Source organism: Bacillus sp. ABP14 (genome assembly GCF_001831375.1).
GTDB classification, from domain to species: Bacteria; Bacillota; Bacilli; order Bacillales; family Bacillaceae_G; genus Bacillus_A; species Bacillus_A paranthracis.
In genome coordinates this window covers 647,578-665,884 of the sequence record NZ_CP017016.1, presented here as the reverse complement: position 1 = coordinate 665,884, position 18,307 = coordinate 647,578, and the positions used below count along the sequence as shown (strand labels likewise).

Genomic DNA, 18,307 nt, shown 5'->3' with positions numbered 1-18,307 from the left:
TATGTTAGCAAATCCTGAAAAACAAACTGAAGTCATTCATTACGAAAAGAGCCCTTCTGGTTTCTCCATTATGTGGCGCGAATTTCGTAAAGATAAACTAGCAATGTTTTCCCTATTCTTTTTAGCTTTAATATTAATAGCCGTTTATACAACTTCATTTATTATGAAACAAGAAGATATCGTTCGAGTCGATCTGTTCGCCATTTATGATCCTCCTTCTGCTGAACATTGGCTAGGAACTGATTATGGAGGCCGTGATATTTTCGGACAATTAATTATTGGTACACGTAATTCCTTTACAGTTGGTTTAGCCATTACTCTTTTATCAACCCTTATCGGTCTTACGATGGGACTAATTGCTGGCTATTTTGGAGGAGTTGTTGATAACATCATCATGCGTTTTATCGACTTTATGATGATTTTACCATTCTTAATGATTGTTATCGTATTTATCTCACTCGTTCCAACTTTCAATATTACTACATTTATTCTCATAATGACGGCTTTCTTATGGGTCGGAAAAGCAAGGCTTATACGCTCTAAAGTATTAACGGAGAAAGAACTTGATTACGTATCTGCATCAAAAACGTTAGGAACACCAAATTGGAAAATTATCTTCCAGCAAATATTACCTAATTTGAGCTCTATTATTATCGTAAATATTACATTAAATCTTGCTGGTAACATCGGGATTGAATCTAGTTTGACTTACTTAGGCTTCGGTCTACCAGAAAGCACACCGAGTCTTGGTACACTTGTAAGTTACGCAACAAACCCAGATGTATTGCAAGAAAAATGGTGGATTTGGTTACCCGCATCAATCATGATTTTAGTGTTGATGCTGTGTATAAATTTTATTGGTCAAGCGTTAAAACGTGCGGCTGATGCGAGACAAAGAAAAGGTTAAGGGGTGGAGAAGTTATGAACAAACCAAAATTGTACAAAGTACTAAGTACATTTGCTGCTTCAACATTATTACTATCTGCATGTGGGGGTGCTGATAGCGGTAGCAAAAAGGCAAATACGAAAAAAGTAGAAACAAATAAATTTAGTGCTGCTGTAAAAAATGATGGTAAAGAAATTAAAGACGGATCATTAACTTATGGACTCGTTTCAAATTCACCTTTCGCTGGTGTTTTAAGTAGAGTATTGTATGAAGTTGCTCCAGATTCAGAAATTATGGATTTCTTTGATGAAGGTTTATTAGCTTCAGATAAAAACTGGGAAATCACAAATGACGGTGCTGCAACGTATACAATTTCTGAAGATAAAAAAACAATTACTATTAAGATTAAAGATAATGTAAAATGGCACGATGGTAACCCTGTAACTGCTGAGGATTTAGAATATTCTTACTTAATCATTGGTAATAGTAAATATACAGGTATCCGTTACGATACACAAATGCAAATGATTGAAGGTATGGAAGAATATCACGCTGGAAAAGCTGACAAAATCTCTGGTATTAAAGTAGTCGACCCAAAAACAATTTCAATTACTTATAAAGAAGTAAACCCTTCACTGAAAACTGGTATTTGGACATATCCTACACCTAAAAAATATTTAGGTGATGTACCAATTGAAAAACTGGCTGAATCTGATAAGATCCGTCAAAATCCAATTGGATTCGGACCATTTAAAGTGAAGAAAATTGTTCCTGGTGAATCAGTTGAGTATGAGCGCTTCGATGATTACTGGGCTGGCAAACCTAAACTAAAAAATGTAACATTAAAAGTTGTAAATCCATCTATTGTTAGTGCATCTCTGAAAAAAGGTGATATTGATATTGCATCAATTACTGCTGATCAATATCCAAACGTAAGTAAATTAAAAAATACACAACTAGTAGGAAAAACTGCGCTTGCTTACACTTATATCGGATTTAAATTTGGACATATGGACAAAGCAAAGAATGAAGCTGTAATGGATAACGATAAGTTCAAAGATGTTCGTTTACGTCAAGCAATGGCTTATGCAATTGATAGAGAAAAATTAGGAGAAAAAGTATATCACGGACTTCGTGTTCCAGCTAACTCTCCAATTCCACCATCTATGCCAAAGTACCATAATAACAATGCTGGCGCATATAACTTAGATGTAGATAAAGCGAAAAAACTATTAGATGAAGCTGGCTATAAAGATAAAAATGGTGACGGATTCCGTGAAGATCCAAAAGGTAATGAATTTAAAATTAACTTCTTAGCTAGTAACGGTAGTGAAACAAGTGAACCACTGGCTAAATTCTATATTCAATCTTGGAAGGATATCGGCTTAAAAGTAGAACTTGTTGATGGACGCTTACATGAATTTAATGCTATGCGTGAAATGATTAAAAAAGATGATCCAAAGGTTGATATTTTCTCTGGTGCTTGGAATACTGGTTCTGATCCTGACCTTTCTGGTCTATGGGGTAAAAATGCTGGTTTTAACTATCAGCGCTGGGTAAATGATGAAAATACGAAGTTATTAGATGCTGGATTATCAGAAAAAGCTACTGATGAAAAATATCGTAAAGAAGTATACGATAAATGGCAAAAATTAATTCATGACGAAGCACCGATGATTCCAATTCATTACACATTTGATTTAACAGGTGTTAATAAGCGCGTAAAAGATTTTGATGTCAATGCTGAAGTGAATCAAATAACTTCACATTGGAAAGACGTTACTGTAACAAGTGAGAAGCCAGAAGTAGAAAAATAATCATAAAAATAGCTCTTAGCATTTACTTACTGCTAAGAGCTATTTTTTATTTACAATCCTTTTCTGACTATTTATAACAACCAATTCCTTCCCCACTCTAAAATCAAAAGATTTGATGAATCATCTTTATTACAACAGCTAACGTAACAGATGCAGCAAATCCCCCTAAACAAATAAGACCGACACCTTGGCTATATGATAAATCTTGAAATGCTTTCATCTTTTTCATCCTCCCTCTCTCCCCTTCGATACTTTTATTTTACCAATGGAATAATTGTCATAACATCGATTTTTCTGACAACAAACTTACAAATTTGTAAGTTAATATTTTCTAAAACTTATATATCTATTATGTCCACACTCTCCCCTTCTATACGTCAAAAAAGACCTTGAATTATATCAAGGCCCTGCTTACACTACAGAATATCTCACTCAATTTATTTAATAATCATTACCGGACATTTCACACGCTTTGCTATTTTATGACTGACACTACCAAGCACCATTTCTTGCAATGTATTTAACCCTCTACTCCCAGCAATAACAAGATCTATATCTCCTGTATTTACGTATTGAACAATTGTATCTCCTGGATCGCCATGTAATATCGTAATTTTATAAGAAATGTTCTCTTTCTTTAATAAACCTTCAATCTCTTTTAATTTATCTTTTCGACTAGCTGATACTGTTTCTAAATCCGTTTGGCCTTGTATAATATCTGATTTTGCTGTTCTATTATCTACTACGTACACAACTTCAACATTTGTTTCTTCACTACATTTCGCAATATATGTTGCATGTTCCGCTGCTCGAAGTGCATGTTCAGAACCGTCACATGCTAATATAATTTGTTTATACATATGCTGAATCCCCTTTTCCTTATCCTACTCATATTATATAGTAAAGCCCCCTAAAAAGGAGGCTTCTAACTAGCAATTCTTTTATTATAAGTAGCTAAATTTGTAACAAGTTTTGCGCTACGTTCATTTAATCCTGTTATACTGACTTTCACGCCACTTTGTTCATACTTCATGATAACTTTATCAATTGATGCCACTGCTGAATCATCCCATATGTGTGCGTGAGAAAAATTCAACTCAATTTCTTTTACATCTTCCTCAAATGAAAAATTATTGATAAGATCTGCCGTAGATGCGAAGAAAAGTTGGCCATGAATTTCGTATATTTTCTTATTTTCAATATATAAATGTTTCACGTGAATCTTTGCCATATTGAATGCAAATAAAACCGCACTAATTACTGTTCCGATAATTACACCTAATGCTAAATTATGTGTAATTAAGACCACCACAACTGTTACAATCATAACAAATGCATTTCCTTTTGGTACTTTATGAATCGTTGTTACAGAGTTCCAATCAAATGTTCCGATTGAAACCATAATCATAACTGCAACTAAAGCTGCCATCGGAATATGCACGACATAGTCACCTAAAACGAATAGTAATACGATTAAAAATCCGCCCGCTACAAACGTCGATAAACGACCGCGTCCACCTGATTTAATATTAATAACAGATTGTCCAATCATTGCACATCCTGCCATTCCTCCGAAGAAACCAGCAACAATGTTTGCAATACCTTGCCCACGTGCTTCTTTATGTTTATTACTTTCCGTATGCGTCATATCATCTAAAACTGAAGCTGTTAATAAAGACTCTAGTAAACCGATAATTGCAAGCATAACTGCGTACGGTAAAATAATCCCTAATGTCTCAAGTGTAAAAGGCACGTCTGGAATACTAAAGAACGGTAATTCTTTCGGCAAACTTCCCATATCCCCTACTGTTTTTAACTGTAATCCGCTCATAATTGCAATACTTGTCACAATAATAATGGAAATAAGTGTAGACGGTACAACCGTCGTAATACGTGGAAATACATATATAATTACAAGTCCTAATGCGACAAGCGCGTACATTTGCCAAGTTGCATTTTTAAAATGTGGCAATTGTGCTGTAAAAACTAAAATTCCAAGTGAATTTAAAAAACCACTCATAACAGATTTCGGAACAAACTTCATAAATGAGCTCAGTTTGAATACGCCGAAAATAATTTGGACAATACCTGTTACTATTGTTGTAGCAAATAAATATTGCAAACCATGATCTTTAACGAGCGTTACCATTAATAATGCCATCGCACCTGTTGCAGCTGAAATCATTCCAGTTCTTCCACCAACAAATGAAATGGTAACTGCAATACAAAAGGCTGCGTATAAGCCTACGGTCGGATCCACACCTGCAATAACAGAGAAAGCAATTGCTTCAGGGATTAACGCTAAAGCAACAACTATTCCTGATAGCACATCCCCTTTCACGTTGGAGAACCAATCATTTTTTATCGTTTGAAACAAAATACCACTCCTCTACTCTTTTACCCCGCTATTTGCCGGGCAGTAAGACCCTACCTCAAAATTCAGAGACAGCAAAGAAGTTAGGTGGGGATCAACTGCCCATAAAAGCTCGATTGGTGAAGGTTAATAATCATTGGGGGATGCCCCCCAATGATTAAAGTTTCACTTTATCATTTGATTTTCTCCATAAGAAAATCTAGCCGACTGCACGAAGGCTATTATATAACGAGTAGAGGATTTTTCGCTATGTAAAAGTTTCCTAAAAAAGACGCTACCTTCATAGCGTCTTCTCTCATTTCATTAATGTCCACCGTGCCCTTGACCACTTTCTTGCACAATCTCTAGCCTCTCATCCAATATACCTTGCGTTTCAAATGAAATATTTTCAGTATTTCCTAATAAGAATCCATGATTGTACGGGCCAAGTGTTGGGTCATCTTTAAACTTCGGTTGAATAGTAGCAAGGAAATCATACACTGGTTGTGAAGCTTTTCCTTCCTCTAATAAGATGACGGGGGCATGTTTACCCATATGTGAAAATGGTGCTCCTGCAACTGCCAAGTCTGGTGTTTTGCTTGAAACAAATGATACACCGTGACCTGGTTTCGTGAACCCCCATCCAAATTTTGTTTTTTCATCTTTAAACTTTGCAAATGTAATAGAATTTTCTACTGGAGTCTCTCCACTAATACGCGTTACTTTCCCGTATTTGCTTAACCCTTTTTCTACTTCTTTTGAAATGATTTTTTCTGGTCCTAGTAAATATATATTTGCTTTATCTTTTCTCATCTTTAATGCCTCTATCGTCGCTTCTGGCACTTTATTCTTTTCTGTATAAAGTAGTGGTTCTGGCATATGAGAAATCCAGTTTACAGCTGGTGTTGTATATAAACGTCCTTCTTCTTCAGACGAACCGATAATAACGCTATTCGGATAACTGCCTGTTATATCCGCATACTCTTTATCAACATCTTTTGCAAAGATAGCTGGATCCGTTTCTTTTATTTGCTTTACTTTATAATCTTTTAATTGCTCAAGGATTGATGCACCGACATCCCCCATCACCATAATTTGTGTTCCATCTTTCGTTCCGAGCGGATTTAGCCGTTTTATTTCTTTTAACGTCATTTCGGGTACCTTTTCTTTTTCTATAAATAAAATCGGTCCGTTATTCGGATGATGAATAAGGTCTGCACTTGCAATACCTAATTGCCACTCGTTTACTGGTACTAAAATAACAGCGCCTGGCTGATTCTCTTTATGCGTTGCTGGCCATATCGTCTGCGAAGCTAATACTGCCATTTGCAGAGGATCATTTGTGTTTAATCTCGTTACATTTTTTAAACTTGTTGTTAATAAATCATTTGATGCACCTTGATTCATTTCTTTCGGTGCAGTTACCTCCTGATTCATTTTCATTTCCTTCTGCTCTGTTTTCTTCTCTTCTTTAGATTCATGATTTTTATGATCTGTATTTGTTTGTCCACATGCCGCAAGACCAACTGCTGTAATTATTGTTATCCCAAAGATTCGGGTCATCTTTTTCACTATACCGCCTCCGTATAAATCGTTTTCGAGCCAATATCATTACCTAAAATGGAATTTCAACTTTACAATAACAAGCAATTCTGAAGAAATTATGCAGATGCATGATAATCTGCACCATTTCTTCATGATTTTGCATTACAATTTAAGTAAAGATTATATATGGAGGGCTCTCTATGATTGATATACTGCTCGTAGACGATGAACCGAGAATGCTTGAATTATTAACGCTTTATCTTACTCCAATTGGATATAACTGCATATGTGCACGATCCGGAGAAGAAGCGATTTCACATATAGAAAATCAAAACTTTAAATTTATTTTACTCGATATTATGATGCCAACGATGGACGGATGGGAAACGTGCAGAAAAATCCGCTCATTTAGTAACGTTCCTATTATTATGGTTACCGCTCGTGATCAAACCGTAGATGTCGTCCAAGGATTAAAAATCGGAGCGGATGATTACGTAACGAAACCTTTCCATGAGGAGGAACTTTTCGCAAGAATTGAAGCTGTTTTAAGGCGCACAAATGAACATAAACAAATTCAATATCACGGGATTGTATGGGATGAAGCGAAGCACTCCGTTTCTGTCCATAATGAAGAACTTCTTCTTACTCCAATCGAATTCTCTTTACTCGGATTATTTTTACGTCATGTGAACTACGTATTAAACCGTGATCAGCTCATTGAACGAATTTGGGGATTAAATACAAATACAGAAGATAGAACAGTCGATTCACATATTCGTAATTTGCGTGATAAATTACGAAAAGTAAATTTCCCTATTGATGATCATTTAAAAACTGTGTACGGAGTTGGTTATCGATGGATTGATATCGAACATTAAGGAGCAAAGTCATGAAACGAATCTCTATTCAATTCGGATTTTATTTTTTAATTGTCACACTTTTAATTGAAAGTGTTCTATTTGTTTCGCTCTATTATAGTCTCGTAAACACTAGAGTAAATGAAGAAATGACAGCTTTATTAAAGCGCGGAAATAGTCACAGAGATGTCCTTGAAAAGTATTTTGATAAGCAAACAATCTCACATGTTGCGCTAATGGAATCCGAAGCCGAAACGACTGTTGTTATTACAAATGCAAATAAGGATGTACTAGCCAAATCCAACGAAATAAATACTACTATAAAAAAGCATATTGAAAAGATGCAAACACGGACAGATCATGAAGGCGCAATTATAGAAAATCATTGGAAAACATCTAATTATATATGTACAGTTAGTCCCATTGTAGTAGATGGAAAACATGAAGGCTATGTGTACATGTTTCTTGGGACAGAATCTATTGAAAAAATGGTGAATGGGCTAACAATACAATTCATTATTGCCGGAGTCATTACGTTTCTATTAACAGCCATTACTATCTTTCTCTTATCACGGTTGTTAACAAAACCATTGTTACACATGAAACATGCCACTGAAAAAATGAGTAAAGGCGATTTATCCGTTTCGTTAACGACTAATCGAAATGATGAAATTGGTGAACTAGCCTCATCAATTCAAACGCTTGCTAATGATTTACATTATATGAAAACAGAGCGAAGTGAATTTCTAGCAAGTGTTGCTCATGAATTACGAACACCTTTGACATACGTAAGAGGTTACGCTGACATTGCTTTAAAAGAAACCACATCTCCCAAGCAACGTTTACGATATTTATCTATTATAAAAGACGAGTCTGATTACATTACAAACTTAGTTCAAGATTTGTTTTCACTGGCACAAATGGAGCAACATAACTTTTCTATTCAAGTAAAGGAAGTATATTTACACACCTTCCTGACTCGCATAGCTGAAAAAGTAAATGCCATATATAAAGAAAAACACATTAGAGTTTCTTTCTCTTGTCCTCCTACACTGCTAGTGAACCTAGATGAACAACGATTCGAACAAGTTGTGATGAACATTTTAAATAACGCTTATAGACATTCAAAAGAACATTCTCATATAAACATTTCTGTTACAGAAGAACATAAACATATTTCTATTACAATTGAAGATGAAGGCGAAGGTATTCCGTCTGAAGATCTCCCTCACATTTTCGAACGCTTTTATCGAGTAGATAAAGCAAGATCACGAGCTACCGGTGGGACTGGTTTAGGGCTATCTATCGTGAAAGAAATTATAGAACTACACGGCGGAACTATTACTGTAACGAGCGAAGTCGATCACGGGTCTTGTTTTACAATTTCATTGCCATCTATAAAGAAACACGACTACCATCAGTAGTCGTGTTTCTTTATCATTTTACTTTATAATATAAGTTTACAAATTGCCCAAAACGTTTCATATCCGTTAAAGTTAAATGGATTTCTGGGTTCTTGTCTTGAAATAATGGCACTCCAGAACCTAATATATGAGGTGTAATTGTAACAACATATTCATCAATTAGATTATTCTTAAAGAATTCTCTTAATAAACTTCCTCCACCGACCATCCATATTTTAGATCCTTCTTGCTCTTTCAACCTTTTTGTAAACTCGACTACATCTTCATTTACAAACTCCACGTGTTCGTTTGAACCTTTTTCTGAGTTAGAAAAAACATAACATTTTTTATCTACATACGGGAATGTATCCATATGCTCTACTACATAATCGTACGTTCTTTTTCCCATGATTATCGTATCAATTGTTTCATACATTTCTGTATAACCGTTATCTCCCTCTCCTTCTGTTTCCATTAACCACTGTAAATCATCATCTTCTTTCGCAATATATCCATCCAAACTAGCTGCAATAAATAAAACGATTTCACGTGACATCTCTTTTCCTCCTTGCATCTCATCTTGATAACATGTGATATAAACAATATACTAACAATAAAACATGACAATTTATGTCATGTTAAAAAGAAAAAAGGTGATACATTTGTCAAAAGCTAAACGCTTATTAGATATTCTTATATTTGCTTCTGCGAAAAAGACATTTACAGCGCAAGAAATAGCTAACGAATTTAATATTTCTGTTCGTACTGTCCATAGATATATTTTAGACTTGAGTGATATGGGATTACCCATTTACGCTGAACAAGGTCGTAACGGCGGCTATAAAGTATTAACGAATAGAGTCATCCCCCCTATTTTATTTACGGAAGAAGAAGCAGTCTCCATCTTTTTTGCCTTTCAATCTTTAAGCTACTACAGAAACTTACCTTTTAATACAGAAATCAATTCCGTTACACACAAACTGTACAGCTCTCTACAACATGATGCGAAAGCGAAAGTTGATAAAATACGCTCTTATATTGCTTTCTGGAATCCGAAGAGAACGATTGATACACCTCTTTTAAATGAAGTACTAACCGCGGCTATTGAAAATAAAAATTTACACTTTCAATACGAATCTAAATCGGGGTTAAAAACAAAACATGTTCATCCTATCGGTGTATACGCTCATGACGGGCTATGGTACTTACCATCCTATGACTTCAACAGAAAAAAAGTATTACTGTATCGCGTTGATCGTATTCTTTCTATATTATCAACAGAAGAAAATGAAAGTACGTTCATGAATTTAGAAGAGTGGTTTGCCTCTAACTCTAACGTAATACATAGTCCTACTCAGTTACATGTTTTACTAACAACAGAAGGTGTACGCCAATGTAAAAGCGTTCCTTATCTTGAAGAATTCGTAGTAGTAAACGAAGACGGGACAGGATATATACATTCAACAATTGATAAAGGTGAAATAAACTTTATTACCCCTTTATTTTACAGACTTGGGAAAGATGTACGAGTTTTAGAACCGAAAGAATTGATAGATGGTTTACGTATGCGTGCGAAAGAAGTTTTACATATGTATGGAGACTAAAAAAGCTGCTAAATATAAGCAGCTTTTTAGTCTCTTTGTTACTATTGACGAATATCAAACCACCAACGATGTTTCGCATTCATATTTTCAGTGTCGCCAGCCCCTCTGTAATTGAAAGCATCCAGAAAGATTGACTCTAGTTTATCCTCATCTACAAAGTAACCTAAATTAACTTTTACCGTTTCTCCTGGTCGGATACTGCCAATATTATAAAAGCTTTTTCCGTCTCCGTGAGGTTCCAAGTAATCAACTTCACCCGTCATAATACGCGTTGCGTCCATTCCTTCTTCTTTAGCGTAGTTCCATGCATTCCCTTCAAATTTAAGCTGTTTTATAGATGGATGCATATAGATTTCTTCTGTCGACTTTTTACCAATATTTTTCACTGTTGTTGTTAAATAGACAAATTTAACATTAACTAATTTGGAATCTACTAATGTATCAATTGACTCTTTACCATTCCCTAATTTATATTCCTCTCGTCTGTACGATAGTAATTTTCCCGTCTGATCTAAAGCCTTATTCTTGCTTAATATCTCTAGGCCAAGTTCATTAAAGTTCTCTTGTTTAAAATCTTTGATTGAATCAAAGACTTCAACTTTTTCTATCACATATTCAATTTGGCTGTTATCCATAGATATCGTTACTGGAACCTTTTGTCCTATATGAAATAGTCGTTTACTATCTTTTTTCAATGGAATCACCTTATTTTCTTTCGGTTCAGCTGCTTTGGTAAAGCGATTTTCATCATAATCTGCTATATATGATGCCTTTCCTTTTGACGTAGGCTCAAGTGAAATACTCCCTAACACATCTATCATTTGTTCTTCGTTTACATCGGATCCAATATAACTTTCTAACATAATCCCTTCTTTCTCAAAAAAGAGAAAGACCTTTCTGTCAAACATTACGTTGTTGTTTCCAGTTTCTTTATGAACAATTACTGCTTTCCTGCCATTTATCTCTTTTTCTTCATAACTTTTTGAATATAAAGTTTGAAAATCCGCATTTTCTCCCACTCTCGAAAGAGCGAATGAAAATCCCCCCATTGCGTTGTTATCTTTAAATGAATATTTCATAGCACTATCATCAATTGCTTCCATATTTTCTGGCAATTTACCAACCTTCAACTTATACCACTTATTACTCTTTTGCGAGTCCTTATTTGTTACTGAAACATTTACTTCGTAATTTTGTTTTTGGACAATCATATTATAAACTTTCACTGCACCAAAAACGGTTGTCGGCATACCAATCAATAAGCAAGCAGCAGCAATTAACATCCGATGTTTTTTACGCTTTTTCTGTGGCTTCTCGTCTTTCAGCTTCATTTCTTCCATAAACAATTTCTTTTTGCGCGTATATGTATGTGAAAATTCATGTTGTTCTTCGAGTTTATCAAAATCATCTAAAGCAATTTTTTCAGCAAGTTCATATATTTCTTTGGAGTTCTTTGAATTCGTCATGTTGTATACCTCCTATCATATTTTGGACTCTTTTTCGAGCACGCTCAAACTGCTTGCGGACATTAGCCTCCGTTATCCCCATGACGCTTGAAATTTCTTGATACGTTAAGTTATAGAAGACTTTATACTTAAACACCTGTCTATTAGACTCATTTAACTCTTTTAACAATGCATCAATTTGAACCTCGGACATTACACGTTTTTCCCACTCTTCAATATTTTCATCTACTGCTTCTGCTGATTCTCTTTCATATTCTTCTAAAAATGTTTCATGTCGTCTATTTTTCCGGTAGCTATCAATCGCCTTGTTTTTCGCAACCCTCAAAATGTATCGTTTAAGCTCTTCTGTACTCAAGCTATGGAGCTTTTCCAAGTTCTTATAAAGAGTAATAAACGTCTCTTGAACTGCATCTTCAGCCTGTTGAATATTATTTAAAATAGAATACGCTACATAATAAATCTTTTGTTCATACAACTCATATAGCTCTTCCATCTTTTCATAATCGTTGTTTGTAACTTTCATATAATTCCTCCTCTCACTCTATATAACGAATGAGCCATATACTTTGTGACACTACAAAATCTATTTATAAATAAAATTTAATAATAAAATAAACAAAAGCCCAATTTCTCTATTTTAACTGAGAAACTGGGCTTTTTAATATTAGAAATTTCCTGACTGCTACGCCTTTTCAGTAAGCAGCATATGCTCTATCGCTTCTGTTAACAAATTCTGTGTCTCTTCCAATTTATGATTCTGCTTTTCTCCCGGTTGTACCATATAAAACTCAGCAAATGAGCGCTCTTTATATCTTGGTACGACATGCATATGGTAATGTGTTAACTCGTTAAATACTCCACCATTTTGACAAACTGTAACTCCATCTGGTTTATATAATGCCTTAATCGCTTTTGCAATAAGCTTAGAAGCATCCATAATGGATTTTGCTACAACATCATCTAATTCATCTACTTCTACAACATGCTGTTTTGGCACAATTAAAGTATGTCCTGGATAGAAAGGTGCATGATCTAAAAAACATGTTACATACTCATCTTCGTATACTCTATAAATTTTTTCCTCTTCGTTTGCTAATTTACATCCTAAACATTCCATCATACTTTCCCCTCTCTCTAAAACAGAAAAACGTGAGAGCCGTATTCTCACGTTTTTCTGTTTTACTTTATCCCGCATTAACGGGCAGTAAGATCCCTATCTCAAAATTCTGCTGTAAAGCAAAGAAGTGAAATAGGAGATCAACTGCCCGTAAAAGCCCGATTGGTTCAACTAGTAATCAGTGGGGATAAACACTCCCACTGATTACAGTTTCACTTTATTAATTCAATCGTTTCCGTAACTTTTATACTATCCTTTACTGATTGAACAATCGTACAATTTTTCACTGCAAGTTGCAGTGCCTTGTCCAACTTCTCTTCTGTAATGTTTTGTGCTTTAATTTTATAATGCAAATGAACACTTTCAACTGGTTTTGATAATGCTTCACTTCTACCAATTTCCGTTTCAATTGTAAACGTATCGTATGGAATACGTTTCTTTTCTAAAATTGTTCGAAAGACAATTGCACTACATCCTGCGATTGAAGAAATGAGTAATTGTAACGGTGAATACCCGTTTTCTTTTCCAATCGCTAATTGACCATACGATAAATCTGCCTCAATATCATCTTGTTTGATGGTTAGTTTCATTTGTTGTCTCCACCTTCATCGGTTTCTGCCGTTTCTTATTTATATAATAATATATGTAGCAGAAAATGATAAATGGAATACCACAATATAACGCCATTCTTTGTTCTGGAATAAACGCTAAACTAATAACGACGATACTATTTGTAATTAAAGCTAAAATAGGAACAATTGGATATAACGGTGTTCTATATTTTAAGTCCTCTAACTTTCCTCCGCCTTTTATATACTGACTTCTAAAGCGCAATTGCGACAGGGCAATAATGATCCAACTTGAAACAGCTGATAAACCAGCTATAGATAATAAGTACATGTATACTGTATCTTCTGCAAGGAAACTTGTTAATAAAGATAAAGCAGCTACAGCAATTGTTACAACTAATGCTGTAATTGGAATACCACGCTTATTTACTTTCTGGAAAGATTTCGGTGCCATTCCTTCATTTGCAAGTGACCATAGTATACGAGTTGCCGCATATAATCCTGAATTTGCTACAGATAGTAACGCTGTAATAATAACGAAGTTCATAATATCAGCTGCGTATGGAATACCAATTTTATCAAATACGACTACAAATGGACTTTCAATTACCCCTGCTTCTTTCCAAGAAATTAATCCTACTAAAATCGTCATTGTTAAAATGAAAAATAACATAATGCGCCATACTGTATTACGGATTGCGCGTGGAATTGTTTTTTCTGGATTTTCACTTTCTCCCGCTGCAATCCCGATTAACTCTGTTCCTTGGAACGAGAAGTTAACTGTAATCATCGTAAGTAATACGGCAGCTAGTCCATTCGGGAATAATCCACCTTCGCTTACAAAGTTAGAGAAAAGAGGTGCTGCTTCTTTTCCGTCATATGATATAAATCCTAATAATGCACTACCTCCAAGAACAACAAATGCAAGAATGGTAATTACTTTAATACTAGAAAACCAAAATTCTAATTCAGCATAACTTTTCGCTGAAATTGCGTTTGAAGCATATAAAATAACACCGAAGACGAGACACCATACCCAAACATCAACATTTGGAAACCATCTTTTCATCATTAAACCGATTGACGTTAATTCTAATCCTACTGTTACTGCCCAGCCAAGCCAATATAGCCAGCCGATCATAAAGCCCGTTCCTGGTCCAATAAACTTCGTCGCATACTTTTGGAAAGAACCTGAAACTGGCATCGCTACCGTTAACTCTCCAAGACAAAGCATTGTTAAATACATAATAAATCCGCCTACTAAATATGAAAGGATGGCTCCCCCTGGTCCAGCCTGATTAATGGTGTAACCTGAACCTAAGAAAAAACCAGTTCCGATTACACCACCTAGTGCAATCATAAATAAATGTCTACTCTTCATCGTACGATGTAATTTCTCATTCGTTGGTTGCTGCATCTAAATCCTCCCCCTACCAATACCCCTATATCTTGTTAAAATTTTCTGATAATAAAAATATACACGAAAGCGATTACATTTTCTATATAAAATTAAAACTTTTCTGATAAAATAATATAAAAAATTGAATTATTGCAAGATTTAGATTCTATTTAGAGGAAAATAAGGAGAAACAAGGAAAAACCCTTACATATATTGTAAGAGTCAACGAAGTTCTAATCTTCTCGATAAAATTGATAAACTATAATTTACGATAAAGTACATACAAGCTACTACTATAAACGTTGGAATCATATAATTTACATTTTGTCCGCTAATAATTTGAGCATTATGCATAAGCTCTGGCAGTGATATAACAACTGCTAATGATGTATCTTTTAACAATGAAATAAACTGACTAACAAGCGGCGGAACCATTCTTCTTAACGCTTGCGGTAAAATAATGTGCCAAAGCGCTTGCACATACGTTAACCCTGAAGACCTTGCAGCCTCAATCTGTCCTTTCTCAATAGATAATAGGCCACTTCGAACAATTTCAGATATCATTGCTGCTTCAAATATTGTTAATGCAACAATTGCAGCTGTTATAATTTCTAATTTCAAGCCTGCTTCTGGAAGTGCAAAATACGTGAAAAATATAATTAATAGTAGTGGTAAGTTTCGAATTACTTCAACGATAATTCCTAATATTTGTGAGACAATAGGGATTTTCATGTAGCGCAATATCCCTATTACACTACCAATAATAAAACTAAGTACAATTGCTATGAGTGCTACCTCTAGCGTTATAAGTAATCCTTTTAATAAAAATAGAATATGATCACCTGTTATTGCTCCCTTAAAATCCATTTACACCGCCTCCTTTGCTAAGCGTTTTTCTAAATAACGCACTAGCATACTGAGCGGAATTGTTAATATTAAATAAAACATCCCGACAAATATATACACATCGAACGTAACAAATGTCTTCGTTGAAATTAAGTCTCCTTGATACATTAAATCAGCTCCAGCAATAATTCCGAGTATGGAAGAGTTTTTTACTAAATTGAGAAATTGGTTTCCTAGAGGAGGGATTACAATTTTCATCGCTTGGGGTAAAACGACATGGTACATTGCTTGCGTATAAGTCAATCCTGAAGAACGTGCTGCTTCCATCTGACCTTTCGCGACTGATAAAATACCAGCGCGAATAACTTCCGCAATAAACGCTGCAGTATATACGGTAAGCGTAACCGTTCCTGCTACAAAACCATTTAAAGTAATTCCTACTACAGGTAAAGCGAAATAGAATATAAATGCAATTAATACGAGTGGAATATTTCTTACAAATTCTACAAAAGTTGCTCCCAACCAATTTAAAATGCGAATCGGTGCAATACGCATTACCGCTAATATTATGCCTAAAATAAAACTGCCTATTAATGCGATGACACTAGACATCACTGTATATTTAAATCCTTCTAAATACATATCAATGTTATTCGTTAATATAGAAAAATCAGGCACATATTCTCCCCTCTTTCTTTAGAAGAAGAGGATGAGTACTCTCATCCTCTCACTTTTACTATTTATCACTTTACTTCTCTGGTTTTTGCCCAATCCATTTCTCATATAATTTGTCATACTCTCCGCTTGCTTTCATGTCTTTAATTAAGCTATTAATCTCTTTCGTTAAATCATCTGCACCTTTTTGAACTGCAATTCCGTACGGCTCATCCGTGAAAATTTTCCCTACAACTTCATAATTCGAATCTTGTTTTGCCATGCCGTAAAGAATTGCATTATCTGTCGTTAACACATCACCTTTCCCTGCTTTTAACGCCGTAAATGCCTCACTGTAATTTTCAAATTCTAATACAGTCGCTTCCGGTGATTTTTGGCGAATGTTATTTGTAGACGTTGAACCTTTGACAGCTAACACTTTCACGCCCTTTTTCACATCATCAATACTCTTAATATCGCTCCCTTTTTTCACAAGTAACGATTGTCCTGCTTTAAAATATACATCTGAAAAATCCACTTCTTTTTTACGTTCTTCTGTAATTGTCATCGTTGCGATAATTGCATCAATATCGCCGTTTTTCAATAGTGGAATACGTGTTTTTGACGTTACTTCCTTCAGCTCCAATTTCTTTTCATCACCAAGAATTTTTTTCGCAAGCGCCTTTGCAACATCAACATCAAATCCTTCTACCTGCCCTGTTGAAGGGTTTTTCAATCCAAATAAGTTCGTATCATTCTTCACCCCAACTACTAATTTCCCGCGCTTCTTAATTTGCTCAACAGCCCCGCCTTGCTTCGTATTCGTTTCTTTCGCCTCATCTTTTTTACTTCCGCACCCAGCAACGACAAGTACGAATAAACATGAAAATACGATTAACGTAAACAACTTTTTCATTTTAAGCATAAAACTCCTCCTTTAATGGTTTAACACTCGGCTTAAAAATAGACGCGCTCTTTCTTGTTCAGGACTTGCGAAAAATTGTGCCGGTGTTGTATCCTCAATGATTTTGCCATCATCCATAAATAAAATCCGATCGGCTACCTCCCGCGCGAATCCCATCTCATGCGTGACAACAACCATCGTCATCCCTTCTTTAGCTAGCGTTTTCATAACATCAAGTACTTCCCCGATCATCTCCGGATCAAGAGCAGACGTAGGCTCATCGAATAGCATAATTTCCGGCTGCATCGCGAGCCCCCTAGCAATCGCTACCCTTTGCTGTTGTCCTCCGGATAATTGATGTGGATATACACTGGCCTTCTCCGGGATTCCTACTTTCTCTAAATAAAACATCGCCGTTTTCTCAGCTTCCTCTTTTGAAATTTTATTTACTTTAATAGGTGCTAGTGTAATATTTTGCAGAACCGTTTTATGTGGATATAAATAAAAATGTTGAAAGACCATTCCAATATTTCGGCGTAATTCATTCATATCTGTTTTCGCATTGTGTACCTCCGTATTTTGTACAATTAACTCTCCATCTGTAATTGACTCTAACTGGTTTATACACCGGAGTAATGTACTTTTCCCTGATCCTGAAGGCCCAACAACTACTACCACTTCACCTTTTTTCACTTGCACATTAATATCTTTTAAAACTTGAAAGTTGCCATAATATTTATTTACGTTGCGAAACTCTATCAACATACTCCCCCCTTCCCCTAACAAAGCATGTACATTCTTTTTATATTCAAAAATAAGCAAAAAAATAACTTTGATCCTCATTTCACCCATAAAAAAAGCAAAGGGGTTTCCCCTTTGCTTTTTCA

At 35.1% G+C, this 18,307-nt stretch carries 19 protein-coding genes; 5 read left to right on the top strand and 14 right to left on the bottom strand.

Features of this window, described 5'->3' with window-relative positions; translation table 11 throughout:
* The first annotated feature begins 1 nt into the window (after position 1).
* Positions 2-907, top strand: coding sequence for an ABC transporter permease (locus BGI23_RS03400; protein ID WP_000880733.1), 906 nt, complete (start codon positions 2-4; stop codon positions 905-907).
* A 14-nt stretch (positions 908-921) separates the two neighbouring features.
* A complete protein-coding gene (gene opp4A, locus BGI23_RS03395) occupies positions 922-2,703 on the top strand; it encodes an oligopeptide ABC transporter substrate-binding protein (protein ID WP_070805227.1) in 1,782 nt (593 codons plus the stop codon).
* 103 nt (positions 2,704-2,806) lie between these two features.
* Here opp4A and BGI23_RS03390 read toward each other — a convergent pair whose 3' ends face one another.
* The 4 genes from BGI23_RS03390 to BGI23_RS03375 form a co-directional block, all read right to left on the bottom strand.
* Positions 2,807-2,932, bottom strand: coding sequence for a DUF4027 family protein (locus BGI23_RS03390; protein ID WP_080776439.1), 126 nt, complete (start codon positions 2,930-2,932; stop codon positions 2,807-2,809).
* Between the two features lie 208 nt (positions 2,933-3,140).
* Positions 3,141-3,563: a universal stress protein gene (locus BGI23_RS03385; protein WP_070805226.1), complete on the bottom strand. Its 423-nt coding sequence runs from the start codon at positions 3,561-3,563 to the stop codon at positions 3,141-3,143.
* Positions 3,564-3,628: 65 nt separating this feature from the next.
* A complete protein-coding gene (locus tag BGI23_RS03380; protein ID WP_070805225.1) occupies positions 3,629-5,080 on the bottom strand; it encodes a SulP family inorganic anion transporter in 1,452 nt (483 codons plus the stop codon).
* Positions 5,081-5,380: 300 nt separating this feature from the next.
* The gene (locus tag BGI23_RS03375; protein WP_070805224.1) at positions 5,381-6,628 is read right to left on the bottom strand and encodes a cell wall-binding repeat-containing protein; all 1,248 of its coding nucleotides are present in this window, start codon (positions 6,626-6,628) and stop codon (positions 5,381-5,383) included.
* Between the two features lie 173 nt (positions 6,629-6,801).
* Here BGI23_RS03375 and BGI23_RS03370 point away from each other — a divergent pair, with 173 nt between their 5' ends.
* Together BGI23_RS03370 and BGI23_RS03365 are read left to right on the top strand one after the other, a co-directional pair.
* Complete coding sequence (locus tag BGI23_RS03370) at positions 6,802-7,479, top strand: response regulator transcription factor (protein WP_070805223.1); 678 nt, start codon at positions 6,802-6,804, stop codon at positions 7,477-7,479.
* An 11-nt stretch (positions 7,480-7,490) separates the two neighbouring features.
* On the top strand, positions 7,491-8,882 hold the full coding sequence (locus BGI23_RS03365) for a sensor histidine kinase (protein WP_070805222.1): 1,392 nt from the start codon (positions 7,491-7,493) through the stop codon (positions 8,880-8,882).
* A gap of 13 nt (positions 8,883-8,895) precedes the next feature.
* Here the strand turns inward: BGI23_RS03365 and BGI23_RS03360 are convergent, their stop codons facing one another.
* Positions 8,896-9,417 (bottom strand): dihydrofolate reductase family protein, encoded by a 522-nt coding sequence (locus BGI23_RS03360; RefSeq protein ID WP_070805221.1) that lies wholly within the window; start codon positions 9,415-9,417, stop codon positions 8,896-8,898.
* Between the two features lie 64 nt (positions 9,418-9,481).
* On the opposite strand from BGI23_RS03360, the gene BGI23_RS03355 reads away from it, so the two are divergent.
* Complete coding sequence (locus BGI23_RS03355; protein ID WP_172801678.1) at positions 9,482-10,465, top strand: helix-turn-helix transcriptional regulator; 984 nt, start codon at positions 9,482-9,484, stop codon at positions 10,463-10,465.
* A 41-nt stretch (positions 10,466-10,506) separates the two neighbouring features.
* Here BGI23_RS03355 and BGI23_RS03350 read toward each other — a convergent pair whose 3' ends face one another.
* The 9 genes from BGI23_RS03350 to BGI23_RS03310 all read right to left on the bottom strand — a co-directional run bounded on the left by BGI23_RS03350 (position 10,507) and on the right by BGI23_RS03310 (position 18,182).
* Positions 10,507-11,931 carry a DUF4367 domain-containing protein gene (locus BGI23_RS03350; RefSeq protein WP_070805219.1) on the bottom strand — a complete coding sequence of 475 codons (1,425 nt, stop codon included), beginning with the start codon at positions 11,929-11,931 and terminating at the stop codon, positions 10,507-10,509.
* Entirely contained in the window at positions 11,897-12,454 is a 558-nt protein-coding gene (locus BGI23_RS03345; RefSeq protein ID WP_046198906.1) for an RNA polymerase sigma factor, read from the bottom strand. Before BGI23_RS03345 ends, BGI23_RS03350 begins: the two co-directional genes overlap by 35 nt.
* Positions 12,455-12,613: 159 nt before the next feature.
* Complete coding sequence (locus BGI23_RS03340) at positions 12,614-13,099, bottom strand: HIT family protein (protein WP_157441014.1); 486 nt, start codon at positions 13,097-13,099, stop codon at positions 12,614-12,616.
* 161 nt (positions 13,100-13,260) lie between these two features.
* Positions 13,261-13,638 carry an OsmC family protein gene (locus BGI23_RS03335; RefSeq protein ID WP_046198908.1) on the bottom strand — a complete coding sequence of 126 codons (378 nt, stop codon included), beginning with the start codon at positions 13,636-13,638 and terminating at the stop codon, positions 13,261-13,263.
* Positions 13,613-15,034 carry an amino acid permease gene (locus BGI23_RS03330; RefSeq protein ID WP_070805218.1) on the bottom strand — a complete coding sequence of 474 codons (1,422 nt, stop codon included), beginning with the start codon at positions 15,032-15,034 and terminating at the stop codon, positions 13,613-13,615. Before BGI23_RS03330 ends, BGI23_RS03335 begins: the two co-directional genes overlap by 26 nt.
* Before the next feature lie 204 nt (positions 15,035-15,238).
* The gene (locus BGI23_RS03325) at positions 15,239-15,883 is read right to left on the bottom strand and encodes an amino acid ABC transporter permease (RefSeq protein WP_070805217.1); all 645 of its coding nucleotides are present in this window, start codon (positions 15,881-15,883) and stop codon (positions 15,239-15,241) included.
* Entirely contained in the window at positions 15,884-16,540 is a 657-nt protein-coding gene (locus BGI23_RS03320; RefSeq protein WP_001112662.1) for an amino acid ABC transporter permease, read from the bottom strand. It abuts the gene before it with no gap.
* Between the two features lie 70 nt (positions 16,541-16,610).
* Positions 16,611-17,441 (bottom strand): glutamine ABC transporter substrate-binding protein GlnH, encoded by an 831-nt coding sequence (glnH, locus tag BGI23_RS03315; RefSeq protein ID WP_000916481.1) that lies wholly within the window; start codon positions 17,439-17,441, stop codon positions 16,611-16,613.
* A 12-nt stretch (positions 17,442-17,453) separates the two neighbouring features.
* Entirely contained in the window at positions 17,454-18,182 is a 729-nt protein-coding gene (locus BGI23_RS03310) for an amino acid ABC transporter ATP-binding protein (protein WP_074564835.1), read from the bottom strand.
* Between the last annotated feature and the right edge of the window lie 125 nt (positions 18,183-18,307).